The 23,671-nt window shown below is 68.0% G+C and carries 18 protein-coding genes; 9 read left to right on the top strand and 9 right to left on the bottom strand.

All coding sequences use genetic code 11. From position 1 onward, the window contains the following. The first annotated feature begins 46 nt into the window (after positions 1-46). The 4 genes from N800_RS08840 to N800_RS08825 all read left to right on the top strand — a co-directional run bounded on the left by N800_RS08840 (position 47) and on the right by N800_RS08825 (position 6,668). Positions 47-1,156, top strand: a complete 1,110-nt coding sequence (locus N800_RS08840) for an S-(hydroxymethyl)glutathione dehydrogenase/class III alcohol dehydrogenase (RefSeq protein WP_036137157.1) — start codon at positions 47-49, stop codon at positions 1,154-1,156. A gap of 73 nt (positions 1,157-1,229) precedes the next feature. After that, positions 1,230-3,512, top strand: coding sequence for a CocE/NonD family hydrolase (locus N800_RS08835; protein ID WP_052108108.1), 2,283 nt, complete (start codon positions 1,230-1,232; stop codon positions 3,510-3,512). 2 nt (positions 3,513-3,514) lie between these two features. Then, positions 3,515-4,345 (top strand): S-formylglutathione hydrolase, encoded by an 831-nt coding sequence (gene fghA, locus N800_RS08830; RefSeq protein ID WP_036137154.1) that lies wholly within the window; start codon positions 3,515-3,517, stop codon positions 4,343-4,345. Positions 4,346-4,628: 283 nt separating this feature from the next. Further along, positions 4,629-6,668: an NEW3 domain-containing protein gene (locus N800_RS08825; RefSeq protein ID WP_052108107.1), complete on the top strand. Its 2,040-nt coding sequence runs from the start codon at positions 4,629-4,631 to the stop codon at positions 6,666-6,668. 214 nt (positions 6,669-6,882) lie between these two features. On the opposite strand, the gene N800_RS16095 is transcribed toward N800_RS08825, so the two are convergent. Then, positions 6,883-7,212, bottom strand: coding sequence for a hypothetical protein (locus tag N800_RS16095; protein ID WP_198032503.1), 330 nt, complete (start codon positions 7,210-7,212; stop codon positions 6,883-6,885). 3 nt (positions 7,213-7,215) lie between these two features. Here N800_RS16095 and N800_RS08820 point away from each other — a divergent pair, with 3 nt between their 5' ends. Next, the gene (locus N800_RS08820) at positions 7,216-8,763 is read left to right on the top strand and encodes a metallopeptidase domain-containing protein (RefSeq protein WP_198032502.1); all 1,548 of its coding nucleotides are present in this window, start codon (positions 7,216-7,218) and stop codon (positions 8,761-8,763) included. A gap of 84 nt (positions 8,764-8,847) precedes the next feature. On the opposite strand, the gene N800_RS15350 is transcribed toward N800_RS08820, so the two are convergent. Continuing rightward, the gene (locus N800_RS15350) at positions 8,848-10,713 is read right to left on the bottom strand and encodes a hypothetical protein (protein ID WP_052108103.1); all 1,866 of its coding nucleotides are present in this window, start codon (positions 10,711-10,713) and stop codon (positions 8,848-8,850) included. 256 nt (positions 10,714-10,969) lie between these two features. Here N800_RS15350 and N800_RS15345 point away from each other — a divergent pair, with 256 nt between their 5' ends. Continuing rightward, complete coding sequence (locus N800_RS15345) at positions 10,970-11,653, top strand: response regulator transcription factor (protein WP_084087393.1); 684 nt, start codon at positions 10,970-10,972, stop codon at positions 11,651-11,653. 89 nt (positions 11,654-11,742) lie between these two features. On the opposite strand, the gene N800_RS08805 is transcribed toward N800_RS15345, so the two are convergent. From N800_RS08805 to N800_RS08780, 6 genes are all read right to left on the bottom strand, one after another. Then, positions 11,743-12,087 carry a hypothetical protein gene (locus N800_RS08805; protein ID WP_036137151.1) on the bottom strand — a complete coding sequence of 115 codons (345 nt, stop codon included), beginning with the start codon at positions 12,085-12,087 and terminating at the stop codon, positions 11,743-11,745. 173 nt (positions 12,088-12,260) lie between these two features. Then, a complete protein-coding gene (locus tag N800_RS08800; RefSeq protein WP_084087391.1) occupies positions 12,261-15,722 on the bottom strand; it encodes an amidohydrolase family protein in 3,462 nt (1,153 codons plus the stop codon). 157 nt (positions 15,723-15,879) lie between these two features. Then, positions 15,880-16,827 carry a DegV family protein gene (locus N800_RS08795; protein ID WP_036137149.1) on the bottom strand — a complete coding sequence of 316 codons (948 nt, stop codon included), beginning with the start codon at positions 16,825-16,827 and terminating at the stop codon, positions 15,880-15,882. Positions 16,828-16,945: 118 nt separating this feature from the next. After that, positions 16,946-17,350, bottom strand: coding sequence for a DUF1761 domain-containing protein (locus N800_RS08790; protein ID WP_036137146.1), 405 nt, complete (start codon positions 17,348-17,350; stop codon positions 16,946-16,948). A gap of 138 nt (positions 17,351-17,488) precedes the next feature. Beyond that, a complete protein-coding gene (locus tag N800_RS08785) occupies positions 17,489-18,802 on the bottom strand; it encodes an amidohydrolase family protein (RefSeq protein WP_036137143.1) in 1,314 nt (437 codons plus the stop codon). After that, entirely contained in the window at positions 18,799-20,235 is a 1,437-nt protein-coding gene (locus tag N800_RS08780) for an amidohydrolase (RefSeq protein WP_036137140.1), read from the bottom strand. The genes N800_RS08785 and N800_RS08780 overlap by 4 nt, the downstream gene beginning before the upstream one ends. Before the next feature lie 155 nt (positions 20,236-20,390). Here N800_RS08780 and N800_RS08775 point away from each other — a divergent pair, with 155 nt between their 5' ends. Then, complete coding sequence (locus tag N800_RS08775) at positions 20,391-21,167, top strand: AMP nucleosidase (RefSeq protein ID WP_036137138.1); 777 nt, start codon at positions 20,391-20,393, stop codon at positions 21,165-21,167. Between the two features lie 70 nt (positions 21,168-21,237). Continuing rightward, positions 21,238-21,822, top strand: coding sequence for a lysozyme inhibitor LprI family protein (locus N800_RS08770; protein ID WP_036137136.1), 585 nt, complete (start codon positions 21,238-21,240; stop codon positions 21,820-21,822). 16 nt (positions 21,823-21,838) lie between these two features. Here the strand turns inward: N800_RS08770 and grxD are convergent, their stop codons facing one another. Next, positions 21,839-22,768, bottom strand: a complete 930-nt coding sequence (gene grxD, locus N800_RS08765; RefSeq protein WP_036137267.1) for a Grx4 family monothiol glutaredoxin — start codon at positions 22,766-22,768, stop codon at positions 21,839-21,841. An 86-nt stretch (positions 22,769-22,854) separates the two neighbouring features. Between grxD and N800_RS08760 the strand changes: the two genes are divergently transcribed. Beyond that, positions 22,855-23,628: a polysaccharide deacetylase family protein gene (locus tag N800_RS08760; RefSeq protein WP_036137133.1), complete on the top strand. Its 774-nt coding sequence runs from the start codon at positions 22,855-22,857 to the stop codon at positions 23,626-23,628. Positions 23,629-23,671 lie beyond the last annotated feature (43 nt).

Genomic DNA, 23,671 nt, shown 5'->3' with positions numbered 1-23,671 from the left:
CACCGATCCAGTGCGCCCCGTGGGCGCCCCCACCGGAGACATCCCCATGAAAAGCCGTGCCGCCGTCGCCTTCGCCGCAGGCCAGCCCTTGCAGATCGTCGAGATCGACGTCGAGCCGCCGCGCAAGGGCGAGGTGCTGGTGAAGATCACCCACACCGGCGTGTGCCACACCGACGCGTTCACCCTCAGCGGCGATGACCCGGAGGGCCTGTTCCCCTGCGTGCTGGGCCACGAGGGTGCGGGCGTGGTGGTGGAGGTGGGCGAGGGCGTCACCAGCGTCAAGCCGGGCGACCACGTGATCCCGCTGTATACCGCCGAGTGCGGCGAGTGCCTGTTCTGCAAGAGCGGCAAGACCAACCTGTGCGTGGCCGTGCGTGCCACGCAGGGCAAGGGCGTGATGCCCGATGGCACCACGCGGTTCTCGTACAACGGCCAGCCGGTGTACCACTACATGGGCTGCTCCACCTTCAGCGAGTACACCGTGGTCGCCGAGGTGTCGCTGGCGAAGATCAACCCGGAGGCCAACCACGAGCAGGTTTGCCTGTTGGGCTGTGGCGTGACCACCGGCATCGGCGCGGTGCACAACACGGCGAAGGTGCAGCCGGGTGATTCGGTGGCGGTGTTCGGCCTGGGCGGTATCGGCCTGGCGGTCCTCCAGGGCGCGCGGCAGGCGAAGGCCGGCCGCATCATCGCCGTCGACACCAATCCGGCCAAGTTCGAGTTGGCGCGACAGATGGGCGCTACCGACTGCGTCAATCCCAAGGACCACGACAAGCCGATCCAGCAGGTGATCGTGGAGATGACCGGCTGGGGCGTGGACCACAGCTTCGAGTGCATCGGCAACGTGCAGGTGATGCGCGCGGCGCTGGAATGCGCGCACCGCGGCTGGGGCCAGAGCGTGATCATCGGCGTGGCCGGCGCGGGGCAGGAGATCAGCACTCGCCCGTTCCAGCTGGTTACAGGCCGCAAGTGGATGGGCACCGCCTTCGGCGGGGTCAAGGGCCGCAGCCAGCTGCCCGGCATGGTGGAGGATGCGATGCACGGCGAGATCGAACTCGCGCCCTTCGTCACCCACACGATGGGCCTGGAGGACATCAACCACGCCTTCGAGCTGATGCATGAAGGCAAGTCGATCCGGAGCGTGATCCACTACTGAGCGGTGACCGGGTGCTAGCCTCAGGGCGCATCGACACCAAATTCGAACGCAGGACGCAACCGGATCGGACGCAATGCTGAGACTGCTCACGGGTTTTCTACTGGCGCTGTCCTTTTCGACGGCGCTCGCGCAGGTGACGGAACTGGTTCCGGCGGCCAGTCGGGATGCGGACGCGATCCTCGACAGCCTGCCGGACTTGGCCCGGCAGGCGATCCCGGCCTACCGGGAGGAGGACCGCGCCCGTTACCTCAACACGCTGTTCCGACTGCAGGGCGTTGCCGGGGATCATCGCGGCGCCGCAGAGACACTGGACGCCCTGGTGCGACTGCGCATGGCGTCCGATCCCGGCAGCGTCGCGCCGCTGCGGGTGTTCCAGGTCGCGGAGCGTGCGCGGATCGCGGACTCCGGCGAAGGGCGCGCGCAGGCGGTCCGCGTGCGTGACGCCTTCCAGGAAGTTTTCCGGCCTCTGTCGGACCTTGATGCCAGTCGGTCATTGCCATGGCTCAAGGGCGACGCGCGCCGCCTGCGCAGCGATTTGCACGCGGCGGCGGACAAGGCGGTTGGACGTGCGCGCATCCCGCTTGCGGACGCGATTGGTCTGATCCGCTTGCGCCATCTGCTTTCCACGTTCGAGACCACCGATCCGTTCGTCGACGCGCTCGTCGACGAGGATGACGAGCGCCGCTACGCGATGGATCTGCGCGCCCGCGTGCGGACGCCGGACGGTGCGGAGATCTCCGCGATTGCCATCAGGCCGCGCGGCGCGCGTGCCGGACTGCCGACCCTGTTGCGCTTCACGATCTATGCCGACGATGCCCAGGCGATCGTGGATGCCAGGAGCGCGGCGGCGCGTGGCTATGTTGGCGTGGTTGCCTATACCCGGGGCAAGGGCCGAAGCCCGCAGGCCCCGGTGCCATACGAACGCGATGGCGATGATGCGCGGGCCGTCATCGCGTGGGTTACGCGCCAGCCGTGGAGCGACGGCCGCGTTGGCATGTACGGCGGCAGCTACGACGGGTTCACGCAGTGGGCGGTGGCCAAGCGGCCTCCCGCCGCCCTCAAGACCATCGTGCCTTACGTCGCCAACAACCCCGGCAATGGCCTGCCGATGGAGAACAATGTCTTTCTGTTCGTCAACTACGCATGGCCGTTCTACGTCACGAACAACAAGGCGCTGGACAACGACACCTACTTCGATGGCGAACGCTGGGATGCGCTGAACGAACGCTGGTACCGCAGCGGCGCGTCCTACCGCGCCATCGACCGCGTCGACGGCACGCCGAATCCATGGCTCCAGCGCTGGCTCCAACACCCGGGCTATGACCGCTATTGGCAGCGGATGACCCCCTTCGGTCGGGAATTCGCGAAGATCGACATCCCGGTGCTGACCATCACCGGGTACTTCGACGACGGCCAGCAATCGGCGCTGCACTACCTGCGGCAGCACTACGCGCACCGGCCCGACGCCGAGCATTACCTGCTGATCGGTCCCTACGACCACGGCGGTGCACAGGCCGCGCGCAAGCCGGCGACCGTCGGCGGTTACGCAATCGACCCGGCGGCGACGATGGACACGCAGCAGGTCACGTTTGAATGGATGGACCACGTGTTCCATGGCGCGCCCAGGCCCGCGTTGCTGCGGGACCGGATCAATTACCAGGTGATGGGCGCGAACGTCTGGAGGCATGCGCCCTCCGTGGCCGCGATGAGCCAGGAGCGGCGCACGCTGTACCTGAGCGCCGCGAAGGCGGGCGGTACCTATACGTTGTCCGAGCGCCCCGATGTGCCGACCACGTCACTGGGCCAGGTGGTGGATTTCGCGGACCGGGAAACAAGCCTGGGCGATCACTATCCCGACCCGGTGGTCGGCAAGACGCTGGATGCCTCCAGTGGCCTGCTGTTCGAAAGTGCCCCGTTCGACACAGCGGTGGAGGTTTCGGGCATCTTCTCCGGTGAACTGCACTTCACCGCCGACCGTCGCGACCTCGACTTCAGTGTCACGCTGTACGAGCGCATGCCTACCGGCGAGTTGTTCCACCTGTCGTACTTCCTTGGCCGAGCCAGCCATGCCGATGACATGCGGGTTCGCCAGCTGCTGACGCCGGGTAGAAAAACGGCGGTCCGGTTCGATCGGGCGCGGATGACCAGCCGCCGACTCCAGCCGGGTAGCCGCCTGGTTGTAGCCGTGAGCGTCAACAAGAATCGGTTTGCCCAGGTGAACCATGGCAGTGGCAAAGATGTAAGCGATGAGGACGTTCGCGACGCGGGCCCGCCGATGCAGGTGCAATGGCACACCGATAGTCGCATCCACATTCCGCTGTCGTTCCCGGACGCAGCCAACACCGAGGCGCAGTAGACATGCAACGAATCGAGCGACACGCCTGCTTTGGCGGCTGGCAGGAAGTATGGCGACACGAGTCCGCCACGCTGGGTTGCGCCATGAACGTGGGCGTGTACCTGCCGCCGCAGGCAGCCGACGGGCCGTGCCCGGTGCTGTACTGGCTCTCCGGACTGACCTGCACCGAGCAGAACTTCATCACCAAGGCCGGCGCGCAGCGCTATGCCGCCGAGCATGGGCTGATCCTGGTCGCCCCCGACACCAGCCCGCGCGGCGATGGCGTGCCCGATGGCGAGGGCTATGACCTGGGGCTCGGCGCCGGCTTCTACGTCAACGCCACGCGGGCGCCTTGGGCGACGCACTATCGCATGCATGACTATGTGGTGGATGAGTTGCCGACGCTGGTGGAGGCGCACTTCCCCGCGAATGCCGCGCGCGCCATCAGTGGCCACTCGATGGGCGGGCACGGGGCGCTGGTGTTGGCACTGCGCAATCCCGGGCGCTATCGCAGCGTGTCTGCGTTCGCGCCGATCGTCGCCCCGTCACAGGTACCGTGGGGGCGCAAGGCGTTCACGGCTTACCTGGGGCCTGACGAGTCCGCATGGCGGGAATGGGACGCCTGCGCACTGGTGGCCAACGCCACCGAACGCCTGCCGCTGCGCGTGGACCAGGGCGAGGCGGACGACTTCCTGCGGGAACAGCTGCAACCGTGGCGATTGCAGGAGGCCTGCAGCGCAGCGGACCATCCGCTGCAACTGGCGCTGCACGCGGGCAGTGACCACAGCTATTACTTCATCGCCAGCCTCATCGGCACGCACATCGCGTGGCACGCGCACGCCCTGCGCGATTGATGCATACCGCGCTGCGAGCCCTCGCAGCGCCTGCACGGCCGTCTTTTAGCCAAGTGCGTCACGATTCCGAAACCGCGACCGCGCGCTCGCGCAAAGCGTGCGGTTAATCGCGGTTTAACAAGGGGTGCGTGGGGAGAATCCAAACCGTCCCACCCGGGTTGACCGGGCGGGGCTCCCTGCATAGACGCGGGTGACGGGCTGTCCGGCCCGGCGGGTCCTCCCGGGGAGGGAGTGGCTTCAAACGACCGGATGGTCGACCTCCTACCACCTATCGAGTCTTGCCATGTTCGCTGCCCGCATTTCCAAGCGCGCAGGTCGGGTTGTTGCGCCCGTCCTCCTGCTGACCGCCTTGGTCGCCACCTCGGCTCTCGCCCAGCCGCGTTCCCTGCAAGCCAATCCTGTGCGTGGCATGGCGGAAGGCGCGTCCGTCTCCCTCGACGGCCGTCTGCAGGTGTTGATTGAGGACTACCCGGGTGGGCGCGTCCAGACGCGCCACTATCTGCAGACCGCGCGGGGTCGTGTGGAGCTGTTGACTGAAGGGCGCGCGATGAAGGCAGAGGCCGGCAGTCGCGTGCGGTTGCGTGGCCGCGTGACAGGCGAAGCGCTGACGCTCGATGGCACCACCAGCAGCGTCCAGGTCACCTCGGCGGCCGCGCTGCCGGCTGCCCTGGGCGAGCAGCGGGTCGCAGTCATCCTGGTCAACTTCCAGGACGACACCTCGCAGCCGATGACCCGCGAGGCGGCGAACACGCTGGTGTTCGAGACCACCAACATTTTTTATCGCCAGAGCTCGTTCGGCCAGACCTGGTTGAACGGCCGTACGTTTGACTGGGTCACCGTGCCCTACAACAAGAGCACCTGCGTGGATGGCATGTTGATTGCCGCCGAGGCAGACAAGGCCGTGGCTGCAGCGGGCGGCGATCTGTCCGGCTATAACCGCAAGGTCTACATGTTCCCACGCAATGCCTGCTCGTGGTCGGGGCTCGCGCTGGTGAACGAAAACCCCTCGATGGCCTGGATCAACGGCTCGTTCAACCTGAAGGCCGTTGGCCACGAACTGGGCCACAACCTGGGCCTGCGCCATGCGCATGCGTTGGATTGCGACATCTCGCCGACCGGTGACACCTGCACCCGCCTGCCGTACGGAGACGCCGCGGACCTGATGGGCAACGTCCGTACCGGTGACTTCAGCCCCTACGCCAAGGAGCGCATGGGCTGGTTGAATGACGGCGTTTCTCCGCCGATCCTCGTGGCCGACCGCAGCGGGCGCTACACCATCGAGCCGTATGCGTCTGGCAGCGTGGGTGCGAAGGCCATCAAGGTGCCACGCGGCACCGATGCGAACGGTACGCCGCTGTGGTTCTATCTCGATTACCGCCTGCCGTTGGGCGTGGACGCCGTGCTGGATGGCGTCGGCAACCTGGCGCAGGGCGTGATGGTGCGCACCGTCACCCAGGGCGACGGCGACTCGATCCACCAGATCGACATGACACCCAACAGCGCCATTGGCGGCACGGCCGACCTGGCCGACGGTGCGCTGACAGTGGGCCGCAGTTATGTCGATCCGCTGACGGGGTCGACGATCTCGGTGGCGTCGGTGTCGGCCACGGGCGCCGTGGTGGACGTCAGCCTGTCAGGCTCGGCGGTAGTGACGCCGCCTGCGCCGGAGCCGGCGCCGGTCTGCACCCGCGCCGCTCCTGCAATGAGCCTGACCGCGACCACGACGTCCGCTGCCGCGGGGAGCGCCTTGCGCTACGCGATTACGCTTTCCAACGCTGACAGCAGCACGTGTGCGCCGACCACATTCAACCTGGCGGCGAGCGTGCCGGCAGGGTGGGCGGGCGTGCTGGGCAGCGCCAGCGTGACGTTGAGCCCGGGCACCAGCGCCAACACCACGCTGGATGTCACCTCGACCACGAGTGCCACCGCCGGGACCTACGGCGTGGGAGCTGGCGCCGGCAGTGCGGCTGGCAGCGTGCATACCGTCAATGCGGGTAACACGTACACCGTGCTGGCACCGACGTTGAATAGCAGCATCGGCACCGACAAGTCGTTGTACCTGCGTGGCCAGACGGTCTACATGAGCTCGCGGGTGATGATTGGCACGACCCCCGTGTCGGGTGCCGCAGTGACCTTCGTGATCACTCTGCCCAACGGCCGTACGACCTCCATCAAGGCCAAGAGCGGCCGCGACGGCTACGCGCGTGCCTCGTACCGAACCGGCAAGACCAGTGCCTACGTTGGCCAGTACGCACTGCGGGCCACGGTTGTTTCGAGCGGAAAGAGTGCGAGCAGCGCGACCACTGGGTTCGCGGTGAAGTGATCGCCTGAGCTTCGTAGCAGCGAACTGCAAAAGGCAGGAAGTGGCGAACCCATTTCCTGCCTTTTTCTTGCCGCGCGCTCCGGCGTTCCGTTCCACGTAACGAGTGCGGAAATGCTGAATCATTACCCCGTTTCAGGTTCATGAACGGGTTGCAAGTGGTGGCGCGGTTCTTTTCTGTGACGTGTCTCCCAGAGCTGGTCGACGCCAATGCGGATCATGGAACGATGTCAGGGCCGCAGTGCCCGACACAGTACAAGGACGTGCCCGACGGAGCGTTTTTGCCCCGTTCGCGCGCCGGATGCGCGCTGTCCGGCTGGATGCCTTCCGATCCATCTAAATCAGGGCATCTGACTTCATGCTCAACACCTCGGCTCGCCGCAGTCTGCGGCGCATGGGCGCGCTTGCGCTCCTTTTTCTCGCAGGCTTGCTGCCGCTCACTTGGGCCACGACCAACGCCGCCACGATCGGCGAACAACGCACGGCGGTCATTCTCGTCAATTTTCAGGACGATGTTTCGCAGCCGTTGAGTGTTGCCGATGCACATGCCATGGTGTTCGGCACGGTCAGCGACCTGATGTGGGAGGCCTCGTACCAGAAGACCTTCTTGTCCGGCGACGTGTTCGGCTGGTTCACCATCCCGGTCAGTCGCGCCGTCTGTGACGTCAACCTGTTCGCCGTTGAGGCCGACAAGCTGGCCATCGCGGCGGGGGTCCGGTTGGCGGACTACCAGCGTCTGGTTTACCTGTTGCCGCAAAACGCCTGTTCCGGTGCCGGCTCGAACTCGGGGCCGAGCACGCCGTCGCGCCTGTGGGTGACGTCCAACAACCACACGCCGCAGATGATCGCCCACGAGTTGGGGCACAACTTCGGGCTGCTCCATGCGCAGGCCCTGGAGTGCGGCAGCGCGTCCTATGGCAGCGACTGCGCGGTGCAGAATTACGGTGACCCGGCTGACACCATGGGCAGCGGTTATGTCACGCATTTCAACGCCGCGTTCAAGGAGAAGATCGGCTGGCTCAACGCGAATGGCGCGCCGGCCATCACCACCGTCACCGCCAGCGGCAGCTATGCCATCGCGCCGATGAGCGCCGCGACCGGCGGTGTACGGGCGCTGCGCATTCCGCGCGGCACCGATCCGGCATCGGGTGAAATGTCGTACTACTACCTGGAATATCGCCAGCCCACCGGGTTCGACGCGACCCTGGCCACGACCGGCAACCTGACCAAGGGCGTGCTGGTCCACGTCGGTGGCGTCAACCAGACCAACGTGCTGCTGGACATGACGCCGGGCAGTCTCGCGAGTTCGACCTTCGCCGACATGAGTGACGCGGCGTTGGCGCCGGGACGCAGCTACAGCGACGCCGCCGCCGGCATCAGCTTCACCGTGAAGTCGGCCGACGCCGGCGGTGCGCTGGTGGACGTGACCGTGGCCGGCCAAGCGGCGACCTGCACCCGTGCCGCGCCTGCCGTTACCCTGGGCGCAGGCGCGAGCGCCACCGCGGGGAGCCGCATCGACTACGCGGGCACCCTGCGCAACCTGGACAGCGCGGGGTGCGGGGCAACGACCTTCATGCTGGCGGCCAACGTGCCCGCCGGCTGGAACGGCTCGGTGCCGGCCGCCAGCGTCACCCTCAGCCCGGGGGCCAGCGCCGGCGTCGGCTTGGGCGTGACTTCCGCGGCCGGGGCTGCGGCAGGGACCTATGGGGTGGGGCTGGGGGTCGCCAGCAGCGCTGGCGGTGTGCATACCGCCGGTGCAGGCAGCACGTACACCGTGACCCCGTCCAGCTCGGTGTTGCCGCTGACCAGTGCTGTGGGCACCGACAAGTCGACCTACGCCAAGGGCGAAGTCGCGTACATCAGCGTTCGCGTGTTGCGCGACGGAACGCCGGTGGCCGGTGCCACCGTCCGCACCACGGTAACCCTGCCCAACGGCAGCCGCACCGGCCTGAGCGCGACGTCGGGCAGCGACGGCTACGCCCGCCATAGCCTCAAGCTTGGCAAGGGCAAGAGCGCGGTGGGCGGCTATGCGCTGCAAAGCGAGGCGACCCTGTCCGGTGCCACCGCCGCGGCGACGGGTGGCTTCGTGGTGCGCTGATCGCAGCGCGCGACGGCGTGCGAAAAGAGGGCGGTGGATCACTCCACCGCCCTCGACGCATCGCCCTATCGTTGGCGAATCAGGTCAATCCGACGGGCAGTCCGGACAGGTCGGACACAGCTTGCAGGTTGCCGTCTTCGGGGTCGCGACGGCCGTTGCATTGTTGATCTTGCCCCGGCCGGTGGCGTTGACCGTATCGCTGTAGGTCGCCAGACCCGGGTCGGTCTGGTTGCCATCGGGCGCGGTGGGCGTGTAGCAGCGCGACACGGTGTAGGTGTCGCCCGTGCTGCCCATCGGCTCCAGGGTAATCACTATCGGCTGGCCGCTGGCGTCCTGCAGCAGGTTGCCCAGGTCGGAGTCGGTGAAGACGCCACCGTTGTTCGGATCCAGGACCATGCGCTGGTTCGAGGTGGTGCTGGATAGCACGATGTCCACGCACACCTCCGGCTTGTAGCCGGTGGCCGGGTTCAGGAACACCGACAGGTCGCCCGCCTGGTACAGCGGGTTGACGTCGGGGGATTCGCCCGGATCGCCCTGGCAGAACTTCAGCAGTTTCAGGCCCGTGTCCAAGGTCTTGGTGCACTGGGCCAACCCATCACCCGGGACCTGGTCGCTTTCGGTGTCGGAATCGGTCACCGTCTGCGCACCGCCGGTGGTTGCAGCCGCCCGCACGGAAACGCCGTTGGTGAACGGGTTCTCACCGGTGATGCACATCATCGTGACGGTCACGGAGCCACCGGCCGGCAACGCATCCGCGATCGGCAGGAAAGTGGTGTTGTTCGGGAACACCGTCCCGCCCGTGGGCACGGTCTCCATCCCGACGCCGTCGCCGGTGATGCTGGCAATCGCACAGACCTTGGCCTTGGTGTTGCCGCTGGCTGCCGCCACGGCATTGTCACGCAGTTCGATGTCGTAGATGGCGCCGAACCCGTCATTGTTGATCGTCACCTGGTGCTTGGTCTGGAACGTCTCGTTGACCGGGTCGACGACCGGGCTTTGCGCATCCGCCAGGCATGTCTTTTCCACGTCGACCGAACACAGGTCGAAGTCGCCCAGGGCGAAGTCCTTCAGTTCCGCGGTTTCCGAGTGCGAACTGCGGGTCTCGGCCATGAAGCTGGAGAAGCACACTTCACCCACCAGTGCGGTGATGTCGATGCCCGCTTCGAAGAAGCTCTCGTTGGGGAAGATGTTGTCCACCCCGAACTTGGGCGTGAACGCCCACGGCGAGGCGGTCGGACTCTCGTTGGTGATCGCGCAGGCGGTGTCGTCGGTGGTGCAGACTTCCGCACCGTTGGACGCCCCGAACTTGATCTCCTGCAAGGCGCCGAAGTTGCCGCCGCTGCCCACCCACTTGAAGATCTGGACCTCGCTGCTTGAGCCGCCTTGGACGAAATCGACCTGGACGAGGACGTCACCGATCTCGTGTTCGCCGATGAAGCTGCCGTTGGGCCCAAGGCCGACGTCGTCCTGGAAGAACCAGAAGCCCAGGGCGGCATCGCCGTTGTTCGCGAACCGGTCGGCGCCGAAATAGATGATCAGGTGCTCATGGACACCCGCTGGGTGCCCCGGGAAGTCGCCTCCCGCAAACCCGCCCACCTTGTAGGCCTTGGCATAGGCGTTGGTGATGTTGTCCTTGTCGGGCACCACCTTGGCCGCCTTGTATTCCCAAGTGCCGATCAGGTCGATGTCCTTGTTGCTTCCGGACCAGGCCGAGAGTTCCTTGCCACCGGGCAACGTGGCGTTGTCGACCACGAACGATTCGCCGTCGCCGGCGGTGGGCACGCCGCGGGGGGTCGGGTAGGGAAGCGGCAGGTTGAACACGTTGTTCCAGTCATCCATGGCCCCATCGCGGGTCGGGTTGCCATCCAGCTCGAAGGGGGCCGATGCCTGGTGCACGGCCAGGGCATTCGACAGTACGGCCACGCCACCGATGACGGCGCCCAGCGCCACGCCAAGGGCTGCAATGGGCCACCGTTTCCTCGTGGATTTCTCCTTTCTGGTAACCATGATTGTGCTCCGGAATTCTGTGGGGATGTGTAGCCAAGGAGCCCCTGACTGACTGCACAGGGTTAGCGTCCGCTTCTCCCCGGGGCATCGGAATCGCTCACGCGGGTTACCCCAAATTGGCCGGCCCCCCTGGGCTCCTGCGTTACCTGCAATGCCGGCGTTGCAGGGGCGCCCGTGCCTAACCTGATGGGTGGAGCACATGACAAGCTTGCCGGTGATGGCTATTGGCAGTGACCGCCTCTGGTGCGCGCGGCTGGAGCGGATCCTCGCAACCCGGGGGGATCTGTCGTGGATGGGTACCCGAAGCCCGGGCGAGCGGGCTGTGCGCGGGGAGCAGCCGTCCCTGCTGCTGGTGGACGGCGATGATCCCCGAGTCGAGCACGAGATCCGCTCATGGCGGGTGGCGCTGCCACACCGGCTGTACTTCTACCGCTCGCCGACGGTCACGGCACTGCAGGACTGCGTGCGCAGTGGCGCCAGTGGCTGCCTGGAAAAGGATGCGTCACCGGAAACCGTGCTGCGGGCCTTGCGCGCGGTCGGTGCGGGCCTGTTCGCGGTGGAGCCGGCATTGATGCTGCGGGCGGTGCTGTCGTCCTGGAACGAGCTGCCGCCGGTGGATGCCGCGGCCTTCGCCCACGAACCGCCGCACCCCAGCCTGGCGCAGCTGACCCAGCGCCAGCGCGAAATCGTGCAATGGGCCGCCCAGGGGCTGAGCAACAAGCAGATCGCGCGCAACCTGGGCATCAGTCCGGAGACGGTGAAGACCCACCTGCACCACGCCTTCGAGCGGGCCGGGGTTAGTGGGCGGGTGGCGCTATCGGCGGCGCAATGGGCCAACCATGGGGGTGAGGCGGCGGCGCCGCAGGATCTGGGCGCGCGCTGACCTGGCACGGCACCAAGGCGCGGGCGGAGCGCTCCAACGGCCGCATGCCACGACGCTGCGGCCGAAATCCCGCGGCCCCCGACGGCGGCTCAAGCCGCGGTGACGTCCCGCAGTTCCCAGTGGCTGCCTGCCAGCAGGCGCAGGCGGTGCTTGAGCACCGTGCCGGGGATGACCGAGGTCACCACCAGGTTGATGTGAAGGTCCTGCTGCTGGCCGTGCACCTGCGCGGTGGGGTCCGTGGCGCCCAAGGCCGGGTCGACCTCGTCGGGTTCCGGCTGCATCAGCCGCCAGCGGTCGAACAGCGTGCGTTCGCGGAGCGCGTCCTGTAGTTGCTCCGCAAACCCCTCGGCACTGTGGGCGGTGAACGCCAGCGCCGGGTCACCGCCGCGCGCGCGGGACGAGTCGGGCAGGGTGAGGTAGTAGCGGGTGGTCATGGCAGCAGTCCCTGGCGTCGATGGGGGCAGCGTAAGACGGCAATGATGGCGACAATGTGAATGCGGGCCCGATGCAGGCAGGTGCCTGATGGGATCGTCGGATACTCCCGCGCGGTTTCCCCCGGGCCGGCAGGCCCGGGGATTGCTTGTGGCGTCAGTAACGTCGCCGATGATCAGTCCAGGTGCACGTGCGCGCCATGACCCTTCGGGCAATGGCACACCGCCGTTGGCCCGTACTCCAGCCCGAAGGTCTGCCCGTCGCGGTGGCGCTGCCAGTAGAAGTTCGGCGCCTTCTCGCCACGGTTGCCGACTTCGGCCATGTCCGCGTCCACGTCGAACAGGCGGCCATCGACCATCACGTAGCGGGTGTCGATGGTGGCGCGGATGTTCTCCAGCGGGTTGCTGTTGAGCACCACCAGGTCGGCCTGCTTGCCCACTTCCAGCGAACCGATCTGCTTGCCCAGCCCGAGGTAGTCGGCACCGTCGAAGGTCGCCGCGCGCAGCGCCTCGAAGTTGCTGAAGCCGCCCTGGGTCAGCATCCACGTCTCCCAGTTGGGCGACAGACCCTGCAGCTGGCCGTGGCCACCGACCTGGATCTTGACGCCTGCGTCGCGCAGTTTCTTCGCCGACTTGGCCACCTCGATGTGCCAGTAATCCCAGTCCGGCGCGGTCTCACGGCGAATGCTGCGCGCGTCCAGCGTCTCGCGCGGGAAAAAGCGGTTGAGCTTCTTGTCCTCCCACACGTTGTCGCGCGCATACCACCAGTACTCGCCCGACAGGCCACCGTAGCTCACCACCAGCGTCGGCGTGTTGCGCACGTCGGTCTGCGACCACAGGCCCACCACGTCCTTGTACAGCGGCGCCACCGGGATGTTGTGCTCGATGCCGGTCACGCCATCCAGCACCATGGTCATGTTGTGGTGGAAGGTGCTGCCGCCTTCCTCCACCACCAGCATGCCCAGCTCGCGCGCGGCGGTGTTGATCTGCTGGCGCTGGTCACGGCGCGGTTGGTTGTAGCTCTTCACGCTGAACGCGCCGTGCGCCTTCATCCGGCGCAGGTGGCTGCGCGCGTCGTCCAGCGAATTGACCACCGCCTTGAAGTCGCCATCGGCGCCATACAGGATCGTGCCGGTGGAGAACACGCGCGGGCCGACCATCTTGCCGGCCTTCTGCAGCTCGCTCTCGGAGAACACGAACTCGGTGGTGGCCGACGGGTCGTGCATGGTGGTCACGCCAAACGCGAGGTTGGTGTAGTACGCCCAGTTCTGCTGCGGCACCACGCCCTGGCCGAAATGCGCCGCGTGCGCGTGCGCGTCCACGTAGCCCGGCACGATGGTCTTGCCGCGCGCGTCGATCACGCGTGCGCCGGCCGGCACGGCCACGCCTGCGCCAACCGCTTCGATCACGTCGCCGCGCACCACCAGCGTGCCGTTCTCGATCACTTCCTGGCTGCGCTCGGCATCGCGCATGGTGACGATGCGTGCGTTGGTGAACGCGACCACATCGCGCGGCTTATCCACCGCAACGCTCAGGCCCACCGCAATGCCGCCGTCGGTGGTCGGCTTGGGCAGCTCCTTCGGCGCGCCCGGCAGGAACGCGAACGCCTGGTTGAGCGGTCGCGAGTAGTAGCGGTCGCCCACCATCCAGTGCAGCGACTTCGAGTCGGCTGACCAGTGCAGGTAGCTGCCGACGTCCGCGCTGACCGCGGTCACCGGCACCGCCTTGCTGTCCTTGCCGAGCTCCACCGCCTTGCCGGTGGTCACCAGCGGCGCCACGTAGGCGTTGAACAGCTCGGTGAAAGCGACCCACTTGCCGTCCGGGCTGATGCTGACGCCATCGACGTACTTGAGGTCGTATACCTCGCGCGGCTCCTCGCCGTTGAGGCCGACCGACATCAGCTTCTTCTTCAGCCCGCCGCCGGTGAGGAAATACACGCGCTTGCCGTCTGCGCTGAACTGCGGCGACTCACCGCTGTCGGCCAGGCGCACCGCCTTGCCGCCGCCGGCCGGCATCACGTAGATGCCCTTGTCGCCCGACCACATCGAGCCGGTCAGGCCGCCGCCGCCGGTCTTGCTGTACACGATGCGCGAGCCGTCCGGCGAGAAGCGCGGGCCGTAGTAGAAGCCCTTCTCCTGCGTCAGGCGCTTGCCCAGCCCGCTGCCGCCGGCATCGCGCACGTAGATCGCGCCCATGCCCGCGTCCGACCACGTGGTGTACAGCAGTTTGCGTCCGTCGGCGCTGAAGCTGGGCTGGTACTCGTACACGCCGTCGTTGGCGGTCAGGCGCTCTGGCTTGCCGTCGGGCAGGCGCTTGCGCCACAGCTGGCCGACCGCGTGGAAGACCAGCGTCTTGCCGTCGGCGCTGGTCGCCACGTCGCGGATCATCTTCGGCGCGAACATGCCTTCGTCGATCTTCTGCTCGAAGCGCAGCGGCGCGGTGACGGTCTGCTCCACCTGCGCGGTGAACGGGATGTTGGAGGGCTTTCCGCTGGCCATGTCCACGCGCCATAGCTTGCCTTGCGCCCATACCACCACGGCCTTGGAGTCCGGCGTCCAGTCGAAATTGCTGTACGGGCCGAAGATCGCCCACGCTTCCTGCTGGTCGTGCGAGAGGCCGTCCCACACCGGGCGCGCCTCACCGCTGGACAGGTCGAGCACGTGCAGCACCGACTTGTCGCGGATGCGCTTCACGAACGCCAGCGACTTGCCATCCGGCGACGGTTGCGGGCGCACCGCGCCGCCCGGGGTGGCGACCAGCGTGTCGATCTTGCCGCTCTCGCGGTCCAGGCGCTTGAGTGCGTAGATCACCGCATGCGGGTTCTTGTTGTACTGGAAGGTCGGGCCGGGGCTGACGTCCTCGGAGAAATACACGTAGCGCCCATCCGGCGACACCGCCGGTTCGCCCAGGTCCTGCTGGTCGTTCTTCTGCTTGGTCAGCTGCACGCCGCCGCCGCCACTGACGTGGTACAGCCACAGCTCGCCCGCGCCCAGCGAACGCTCGCCGGTGAAGTGCTTGCGGCCGATCAGGAACTGCCCGTCCGGCGTCCACGCCGGGTTGTTGAGCAGGCGGAAATCTTCCTTGGTCACCTGCGTGGCGTTGCTGCCGTCGGCGGCCATCCCCGATGCCGGCACGCGCCACAGGTTGTTGCCGCCGCCGCGGTCGGAGGTGAACGCCAGCTCCTTGCCGTCGGGCGAGAAGCGCGGCTGCACGTCCCAGGCCGGGCCGCTGGTCACGCGCGTGGCGGCGCCGCCGGTGATCGGCATGCGATACAGATCGCCGAGCAGCGAGAACGCGATCTGGCGGCCGTCGGGCGACACGTCCACGTCCATCCACGTGCCTTCGTCGGTCTCGAAACGCACCGGCTTGGTCTGGCCGTGCGCGGCGGTGACATCCCACTTCTTCTTGTCAGCGTCCTCGCCGGGCTTGGCGCGGCCCTTGGCGCTCTGCGCAGGGGCCTTGGCCGGGTCGTTGCCTGCTGGGTCGAGCGCGTCCTGCTCAAGCTGGACCTTGTCCTTATCCTTGTCGGCCTGCTCCTTGGCCTCGGGTTGCGGCTGCTGCGCGCGGGCGGGCGCGGCCACGTGGAGGGAGATCGCGCTGGCGAGCGCGACGGCGAGCAGGCAACGGTTGGAGGTCATCGAAGAACCACGCAGGCGGGCAAAGCCCCCAGCCTACCCGGCGTGGCGGCGCGTGGCTGTAGGTAGAAAGTCCCGGTCACGGGAGCGCGGGCATGCCAACCCACGAGTCCTATGTGATGCGATGGCCCGCGCGCAGTGCCGGGCCATCACCGGAGGGTCAGCCGCTGAACTTCTGCCCTTCGGCGGCGAAACCGACCACCACCGCGCCCTTGCCCACGTTGACCATGCCGGTCAGGCTCATGACGCTCTCGAAGAACTCGACGTTGTTCGCCCGGCACGCCGCGCGCAGGTTTTCGTAGCCCGGCAGGCGGTGCAGCTCTTCCAGTTCGCCGCCGTAACTCATGCACACCGTCGGCGTCAGCAGGTCACCGGCTTCCACCCGCCGTGCCACATGCTCCAGCGTCTTCTGCACCGCCGGCTCGAAGCCCTTGATCTTCGCGGCCGGCCCGGTTTCGCCACGGTTGCAGTGCAGCACCGGCTTGATGTCCAGCGCCGTGCCCAGCGCGGCGCTGAGCAGGCCCACGCTGCGGTCGCCCTTGGTGCGCGCGCGATTACGCAGGTAGTACAGGTCCGGCGGGATCAGGTAGCCCTGTGTGTGCAGTGCCAGGTGTTCCAGCCGTGCGCGGATCTTCGGCGCACCTTCGCCAGCGGCGACCAGTCGCGCGGCCTCCACTGCCAGCACGCCCTGTGCGGCGAACAGGTTCTGCGTGTCGATCACGCGCAGCGCGAACGGCGTGTCATGCCCGGCCGCCGCGCGGATCGGGCGGTAGTCGTTGAGGATCGAGAAACTCGCCTGGCTGGCGTTGTCGAAGATCGGGCTGCGCGTCTTCGTGATCGTCATGCAGAACACGTAGTCGTAATCGATCACCAACCGGCCCAGGAACAGATCGTGGATCTGTTGCACCGTGAATGGCATCGTCTCGGCTTCGTGGCCGCGCGTGGCCACGTGCGAGTGCAGGAACTCCAGCGTCGCCTGCTCATCGCGGTGATCGGCCAGCACCGCCTCGCCGATGCGGACGGTGATTGGCAGGATGGTGAAGTTGTGTTGATCCAGGAACGCCTTCGGCAGATCGCAGGCCGAATCGACCACAAGTCCAATACGCATCACACCCTCCCCACTTGCTGGATAACCGCTCTTTGGCGGATTTTGCGCCAAGCATAGCCGGAAAAACGGGGGCGCAGGGCGCGTCCGGACGCAACAATCCGGGGGGCGGGCCGCGGGCTCAGCCCCAGGCGCCGAGGATCACCCCGAACAGGACGAACTGCACGATGTGGTAGCCGCCGTCGATCATCCACAGCTTCAGGCTGCGCTGGGCGAAGGCGTAATTGATGCCGAAGCTCATCGCCACGAAGAACAGGCCGACCACGAAGCCCACGCCGAAGCCATCCACCGCCGTCGCCGTAGTCGGCAACAGGGTGGAGAACACCGTGGCCGAGAGCAGGGCACAGACGATGGCGGTGGCAAAGACCCGGCCTTGGTGTTGCGGCGCAGCATCCGGATCGATGCCGGCCTCGCGGCACCAGGCCTTCTTGAACAGCGGTCCGTACCACAGCCCGCCCAGCACGAAGCTGGAGGCGGTGGCGGCCAGGATCGCCAGCCAATTGAGGTCGGTGGGCATCGGGGGCATGGTGGGCTCCGGTGAAAAGGCAGGCCACGCTAGCAGGTCTGACGTCGGCCGCAACGGGCCGCAGTCGGCCAACGACGATCCGTTCGCCCACCCGCCGTCCCGTCCCGCCTGCAAGGGGCGGGACGGGCACGCCGATCGTCAGCGGATGCCGGCGGCCGACGGGTAGGCGCGCGGCAGACCGCCCTGTTCGGCGGACGGCACCGCACGCAGGTAGCGGTCACGCAGTTCGGTCTGGCGGCTGCGCATCGGGATGGACTGGCCGTCCATCCACACCTGCAGCGCGACGCTGTTGACCTCCAGCGGGTCGCCGCTCCACAGCACCAGATCGGCGCGCTGGCCCGGGGCGATGCGGCCCAGCTCATCGGCCACGCCAAAGGCCTCGGCCGGGATCCGGGTCAGTCCCGCCAGTCCATCCTCCCAGGGCAGGCCCGCAGCCACCGCGTTGCCGGCCAGCTGGCGCATCTTGCGCGCGTGGTGCGAGGCGTCGCCAGCCTGGGTGAAGCCGACGGCTACGCCCGCCGCACGCAGCCGGGCGGCGTTCTCCAGGCTGGCGCCGATGCTGTCGAAGTCCGACGGCAGGTTGGCCAGCGGGTCCACGAACACCGGCACCTTGGCGGCCGCCAGTTGCGGCGCCAGCTTCCATGCTTCCGCGCCGCCTGCGACCGCGACGCGCACCTTGTGCCGGCCCGCCCAACGCAGCAACTGGCGGATGTCGGCGGCACGGTGCACCTGCACCACCACGCGGCCGCCACCATCGAGGTAGCGCGCCAGCGCCGCACGGCCGGCCGGGGTCAGCAACGCCGCGTGCGAGCCCGGGGCGATACGGCCGCGCACCTCGTCGATCAGCTGGTCGAGGATCATCCACTGGCCCGCGCGCGAATTGCCGGTCAGCCCGGACGCCTCGCTGCCCAGTTTCACGAACAACACCTTCGGCCCCACCGGGTCGGGGCCGCCGTCGAGTCGCACCACCGCACCCTGGCCACCGATCAGCGAGCCGCCCTGCGTGGCGTTGGCACCCAGCAGGGTCCAGCCGATGCCCTCGACGCGGCTCACCGGAATCACCACCGACTCGGGGTTGAAGGCCAGCGTCACGTCGAACTCGGGACGTACCGACATCTCGCCGCCCTTGCCCAGCGCCAGCGCCTGGTCGACGGTGGCGCGTTCGCCGGAAACCTCCTCCAGGCCGATCTCGGTGATCCCGCCGAACAGCGTCGGGGTCAGCGGGCGGCCCTGTGCGTCGATCACTTCGGCGCCCGCCGGCGCGGTGAGCCCGGTGCCCACGGCCCGCACCTTGCCGCCACCGACCAGCACGTCGGCGTGATGCAGCGTGCCCTGCGCACCGGCCGTGTGGACCGTGGCATTGCGGATCAGCACGTCGCGTGCGGACGCGCCGAACGTTGCCACGAACAGGCCCACTGCAAGCAACGAGCGGTTCAAGACGCGGCGGTTCATCGGGCACCTCCATCGGTTGCACCCTGGCCCAGCATGAAATCGGAGTGCGGCTGTCGCGCCGGGTCATTGCGGTCATACATGCGCGCGCCGTCGATGTAGACCTGCTCGGCCTTGGCATACACGCTGAAGGGATTGCCGTTCCACAGCACCACGTCGGCCATCTTGCCCGGCTCCAGCGTGCCGGTCTGGTCGAGGATGCCCAGCGACTTGGCCGCGTTCTGCGTCAGCCAGCGGATCGCGCGCTCGGGCGCGATGTCCATGCCGGCCAGGCGCGCGTGCGCCATCACCTTGGCCGCCTCCTGGTTGAGGCGCTGGATGCCTTCGCTGGAGTCGGAATGGACGATGGCGCAGCTGTCCGCCGGCCGATCGACCAGCGCGATGTTCTCCTGGATGCCGTCGAAGGCCTCCATCTTGAAGCCCCACCAGTCAGCCCAGAGCGCACCGCAGGTGCCTTCCTGTGCCAGGCGGTCAGCGATCTTGTACGCCTCCACGCCGTGGTGGAACGCGGCCACCTTGAAGCCGAATTCCTTGGCCAGGTCGAGCATGGTGGTCATCTCGTCGGCGCGGTAGCAGTGGATGTGCACCATGATGTCGCCGTTGATGGCGCCGGCCAGCGTGTCCAGCTTGAGGTCGCGCTTGCCGCCGGTGTCCTTGTCGCTGTCGGCCTTGTCGCCGTTGGACGACTCCCACCAGTGCTTCTTCTTCGGTGGCTTGGGGGCGTTCTTGCGCAGGTACTCGCTGGCATCGATGAATGCCGCGCGGTAGCCGGCCACGTTGCCCATGCGCGTGGCGGGGCCGGCCTTGCCCCCGTACACGCGCTTGGGGTTCTCGCCGCAGGCCATCTTCAGGCCCCACGGCGCGCCGGGGAACTTCATCCCCTGGTAGCTGGTGGCGGGTACGTTCTTCAAGGTGACGCCGCGGCCGCCGATCAGGTTGGCCGAGCCCGGCAGCACCTGCAGGCTGGTCACGCCGCCGGCCAGCGCGGTGGCGAAGCCCGGGTCCTGCGGCCACACCGAATGCTCGGCCCACACCGCGGCGGTGACCGGCGCGGTCATCTCGTTGCCGTCGCTGTGCGCGGCCACGCCCGGACTGGGGTACACGCCCAGGTGCGAGTGCACGTCGATGATGCCCGGGGTGACCCACTTGCCGCTGCCGTCCACGCGCACCGCGTTGGCGGGCGCCTGCAGGCCAGTGCCCACCGCGACGATCCGGCCGTCCTGCAGCAGCACGTCGGTGCCGTCCAGGCGCGTGCCGGTGCCGGTGAGCACGGTGGCGTTGCTGATCAGCACTGGCGGCGCGGCGACCACCTGGTAGGTGCTGGGGTAGGGGTCGGCGACGAAGCGCGACTTGGGCGCGGAGGCGGCCAGTGCGTTGCCGCAGGCCAAGGTGGCGGCAAGCGCCGCGGCAAGCACGGCGGTGCTGGGTGTGGACATGGTGCGGAATCCCCCTGGATCAGACGCGGGCCCACGCGAACCGCGGACCCGTTCCGCACCCTAGCGGGCGGGTGGCGCCCTGCCAACCATGACGATCGTCATGGCCGGTGACAGAATGCGCAAAGCACGACGAGACGAGACGAGACGAGGAAAGAATGAAGAGCAAGAACGAGATCGTCGACAACTGGCTGCCGCGCTACACCGGCGTGCCCCTCGACGGCTTTGGCGAGCACGTCCTGCTCACCAATTTCGGCGGCTATCTGCACCACTTCGCCCGGCTCACCGGTGCCGAGGTGGTGGGCCTGGACCGCCCGATGCCCAGCGCCACCGCCGACGGCATCACCATGATCAACTTCGGCATGGGCAGCCCCAACGCGGCCACGATGATGGACTTGCTGTCGGCGATCAGCCCCAAGGCGGTGCTGTTCCTGGGCAAGTGCGGCGGGCTCAAGCGCAAGAACCAGCTGGGCGACCTGGTGCTGCCGATCGCGGCGATCCGCGGCGAGGGCACCAGCGACGACTACCTGCCCGCGCAGGTGCCCGCGCTGCCCGCGTTCGCGCTGCAGCGCGCCGTGTCCACCATGATCCGCGACCTGGGTCACGACTACTGGACCGGCACGGTGTACACCACCAACCGCCGCGTGTGGGAGCACGACGAGGCGTTCAAGGAGCGGCTGCGGGCGATGCGCTGCATGGCCATCGACATGGAGACCGCCACCGTGTTCGCCGCCGGCTTCGCCAACCGGATCCCCTGCGGCGCGCTGCTGCTGGTGTCCGACCAGCCGATGATCCCGGAAGGGGTGAAGACCGAGGCCAGCGATGCCAAGGTCAGCGCGGAGTACGTGGAGAACCACATCCAGGTGGGGATCGAGGCGCTGAAGCTGATCCGCCGCAACGGCAAGTCGGTGCGGCACCTGCGCTTCGACGAGTAGCGGCCGCCATCGCAGTGCCTGCGACGCTCTCGCGGCACACTGGGTGCCGTTGATTGGGGAGGAGAAGACCATGGACAAGGCCATCTACCTGCTGCTGGGCGCGGCGCTGACCTGGGTGTTCTATTTCGTGCAGCGGCGCGTGGAACGGCGCGGCGCCGCCGAGGCCATCGATCGCCACCAGAAGCTGCTGTCGCTCAAGCTGGGGCTGGAGAACGCCAACCTCGACCTGGAGGCCCTGCGCCGCTTCGAGCAGCACCTGTTGGGCCAGGCCGAGACGGCCGCGCGCATCGCCGACCGTTATTTCACCCAGGCCGAGGTGGTGGCCCGCCATGGCGAGGAAGTGGCGGCGATCAACCGCCAGGCGGAATCGGGCGTGGCTGCAGCCGAATCACGATTGGCGGTGGCAATTGCACAGTTGCGCCCGCAGTTGGGCGGCGGCGACCTGGCCGCCTTCGACGAGGCGCACCGCGCGTGGCTCGCCTTCCGCGAGCGGCACGCGCGCTTCATCGCACAGTCCTACGGCGGTGGGGCGATCCGCCCGCTGATCCACGCGGTCACGCTGGAGAGCCTGACCCTGCAGTGGGCTGCCGAACTGGAAACCCAGCTCGGCGAGGCCGAGCCGGAGGAGCTGGAAGCGGAAGCGGGCACGGCCTAGCCGGCCCGCGCAGCCATCAGTAACGGCCGATGCTCGGGTCGACCTCGGTCGCCCAGGCGTCGATGCCGCCGGTGACGTTGAACAGGCGGGTGAAGCCCAGGCCACGGAAGTGCTCCGCCGCCTGCTGGCTGCGACCGCCGTGGTGGCACAGGAACGCCAACGGCGTGTCCTTCGGCAGCGCTTCCAGCGCGGCCATGCCGCCATCGTCGAACGATGAGAACGGCTCGCGCACCGAAGCCATCATCCGCTCGTCGAACGGACGCACGTCCACCAGGGTCAGCGTGCCGTCGGCGACCTGCGCCGCTGTCTCGGCGGGCGACAGCTCGCGCACCTTGGCCGGCGCGTTGGGGTTCTCGATCACCAGGCCGCGGCCACGCGCGTCATCCACCCAGTCGATGGTCAGGCCTTCGGCGCGGCGCGCGCTGGCCAGGTCGAACTGGGCGCGGACGCCGTCCTGCTCCACCGCGATGGCGTTGGTGTCCTTCGGGGCCAGCTGCAGGCGGGCGTTGAAGCGCGGGTCAACCTCCACCTGCAGGGCATAGCCTTCGCCGGCGTTGGCCACCGCCTCGCGCAGCATCTGCGCAGCGGCCGGGGTGATGGTGATGCTGGGCGGGGTGCGGTCGGGCTGGGACAGGCCCAGCACGGTGTACAGCTCGCCGGAGTTGACCATCTGCTCGATGATGTCGCTGCCGCCCACCAGCTCGCCGCCGATGTACAGCTGCGGGATCGTCGGCCACTCACCAAAGACCTTGATGCCCTCGCGGATCTCCGCGTCGGCCAGCACGTTGACGTGCGCGTAGTCCACGCCGACGGCCGAGAGCGCGCCCACCGCCTTGGCGGAGAACCCACACTGCGGAGCGCTGGGCTCGCCCTTCATGAACAGGACGATGTTGTTGGCGGCCAGCAGCGATTCGATGCGGGCGCGCAGGGCGGGGTCGAGCGACATGGCGGGATCCATCAGGCGGGGGAATGCTTCATTTTACGCCCCACGTCGCTACAGGGACGCTGAACCCGCATGCGATCATTTGACCCATGTCAGCCGCCTCCGTCCGCCGTCCGCCCGTATTCCCGCACCTGTGGCTGTTGTGGTTCGGGGGCTCGCAGGTGTTGCTGTTGGCGGTGTGGTGGTCCGCCGGCTGGCTGGCGATGCTGCCGGTGTGGCTGCTCAGCCACGGCCTGCTGCTGTGGGGCACCTTCCGGCCCGGCTCGCGCGTGCTGGGCCCGGTGCTGACGCGCCTGCCCACGCGCGAGCGCGAGGTCTGGCTGACCATCGACGACGGCCCTTCGGCCGACACCCCGGCGATGCTGGACCTGTTGGATGCCCACGGGGCCAAGGCCACGTTCTTCCTGGTCGGCGCGCGCGCGGTGAAGCAGCCGGCGCTGGTGCGCGAGATCGTCCGCCGCGGCCACGGCATCGGCAACCACAGCATGGGCCACCCGGCCGCGTGGTTCTGGGCGTTGGGCCCGGTGCGAATGCGCCACGAGGTGGATCGCTGCCAACGTGCCCTCACCGACCTCACCGGACGGCCGCCGCGCTGGTTCCGCGCGGTGGTGGGCATGGCCAACCCGTTCGTCTCCGCGGCGTTGAAGCCGCACGGGCTGACCCGCGTGGCATGGAGCGCGCGTGGCTACGACGGCGTGGCCGCCGACCCCGAACGGGTGGTGGCGCGGATCGAGCGCGACCTCGCCCCCGGTGCGATCGTGTTGATGCACGAGGGTGCGCCGCACGGCCACAACGTCGCCATGCTGGCGCTGTTGTTGCAGCGGCTGGACGCCCAGGGCTATCGCACGGTGTTGCCCGCGTAACTCACGCGGATTGCGGGATGCCGCGAAACGGGGCGCGCCCCGC

The sequence above is a fragment of the Lysobacter daejeonensis GH1-9 genome (genome assembly GCF_000768355.1).
GTDB lineage: Bacteria > Pseudomonadota > Gammaproteobacteria > Xanthomonadales > Xanthomonadaceae > Aerolutibacter > Aerolutibacter daejeonensis.
Note: the sequence above shows the minus strand (reverse complement) of the source record. Positions and strands in the feature narration are given on the sequence as shown.

Excerpts from the sequence above, each read along its gene's own strand:
- N800_RS08840 (WP_036137157.1), top strand. The coding sequence starts at position 47 with ATGAAAAGCCGTGCCGCCGTCGCCTTCGCCGCAGGCCAGCCCTTGCAG.
- N800_RS08835 (WP_052108108.1), top strand. The coding sequence starts at position 1,230 with ATGCTGAGACTGCTCACGGGTTTTCTACTGGCGCTGTCCTTTTCGACG.
- fghA (WP_036137154.1), top strand. The coding sequence starts at position 3,515 with ATGCAACGAATCGAGCGACACGCCTGCTTTGGCGGCTGGCAGGAAGTA.
- N800_RS08825 (WP_052108107.1), top strand. The coding sequence starts at position 4,629 with ATGTTCGCTGCCCGCATTTCCAAGCGCGCAGGTCGGGTTGTTGCGCCC.
- N800_RS16095 (WP_198032503.1), bottom strand. The coding sequence starts at position 7,212 with ATGTGCATCGGCAACACTCAACGGCTGCGAAACATCGTCCTGAAAATT.
- N800_RS08820 (WP_198032502.1), top strand. The coding sequence starts at position 7,216 with ATGGTGTTCGGCACGGTCAGCGACCTGATGTGGGAGGCCTCGTACCAG.
- N800_RS15345 (WP_084087393.1), top strand. The coding sequence starts at position 10,970 with ATGACAAGCTTGCCGGTGATGGCTATTGGCAGTGACCGCCTCTGGTGC.
- N800_RS08805 (WP_036137151.1), bottom strand. The coding sequence starts at position 12,087 with ATGACCACCCGCTACTACCTCACCCTGCCCGACTCGTCCCGCGCGCGC.
- N800_RS08800 (WP_084087391.1), bottom strand. The coding sequence starts at position 15,722 with ATGACCTCCAACCGTTGCCTGCTCGCCGTCGCGCTCGCCAGCGCGATC.
- N800_RS08795 (WP_036137149.1), bottom strand. The coding sequence starts at position 16,827 with ATGCGTATTGGACTTGTGGTCGATTCGGCCTGCGATCTGCCGAAGGCG.
- N800_RS08790 (WP_036137146.1), bottom strand. The coding sequence starts at position 17,350 with ATGCCCCCGATGCCCACCGACCTCAATTGGCTGGCGATCCTGGCCGCC.
- N800_RS08785 (WP_036137143.1), bottom strand. The coding sequence starts at position 18,802 with ATGAACCGCCGCGTCTTGAACCGCTCGTTGCTTGCAGTGGGCCTGTTC.
- N800_RS08780 (WP_036137140.1), bottom strand. The coding sequence starts at position 20,235 with ATGTCCACACCCAGCACCGCCGTGCTTGCCGCGGCGCTTGCCGCCACC.
- N800_RS08775 (WP_036137138.1), top strand. The coding sequence starts at position 20,391 with ATGAAGAGCAAGAACGAGATCGTCGACAACTGGCTGCCGCGCTACACC.
- N800_RS08770 (WP_036137136.1), top strand. The coding sequence starts at position 21,238 with ATGGACAAGGCCATCTACCTGCTGCTGGGCGCGGCGCTGACCTGGGTG.
- grxD (WP_036137267.1), bottom strand. The coding sequence starts at position 22,768 with ATGTCGCTCGACCCCGCCCTGCGCGCCCGCATCGAATCGCTGCTGGCC.
- N800_RS08760 (WP_036137133.1), top strand. The coding sequence starts at position 22,855 with ATGTCAGCCGCCTCCGTCCGCCGTCCGCCCGTATTCCCGCACCTGTGG.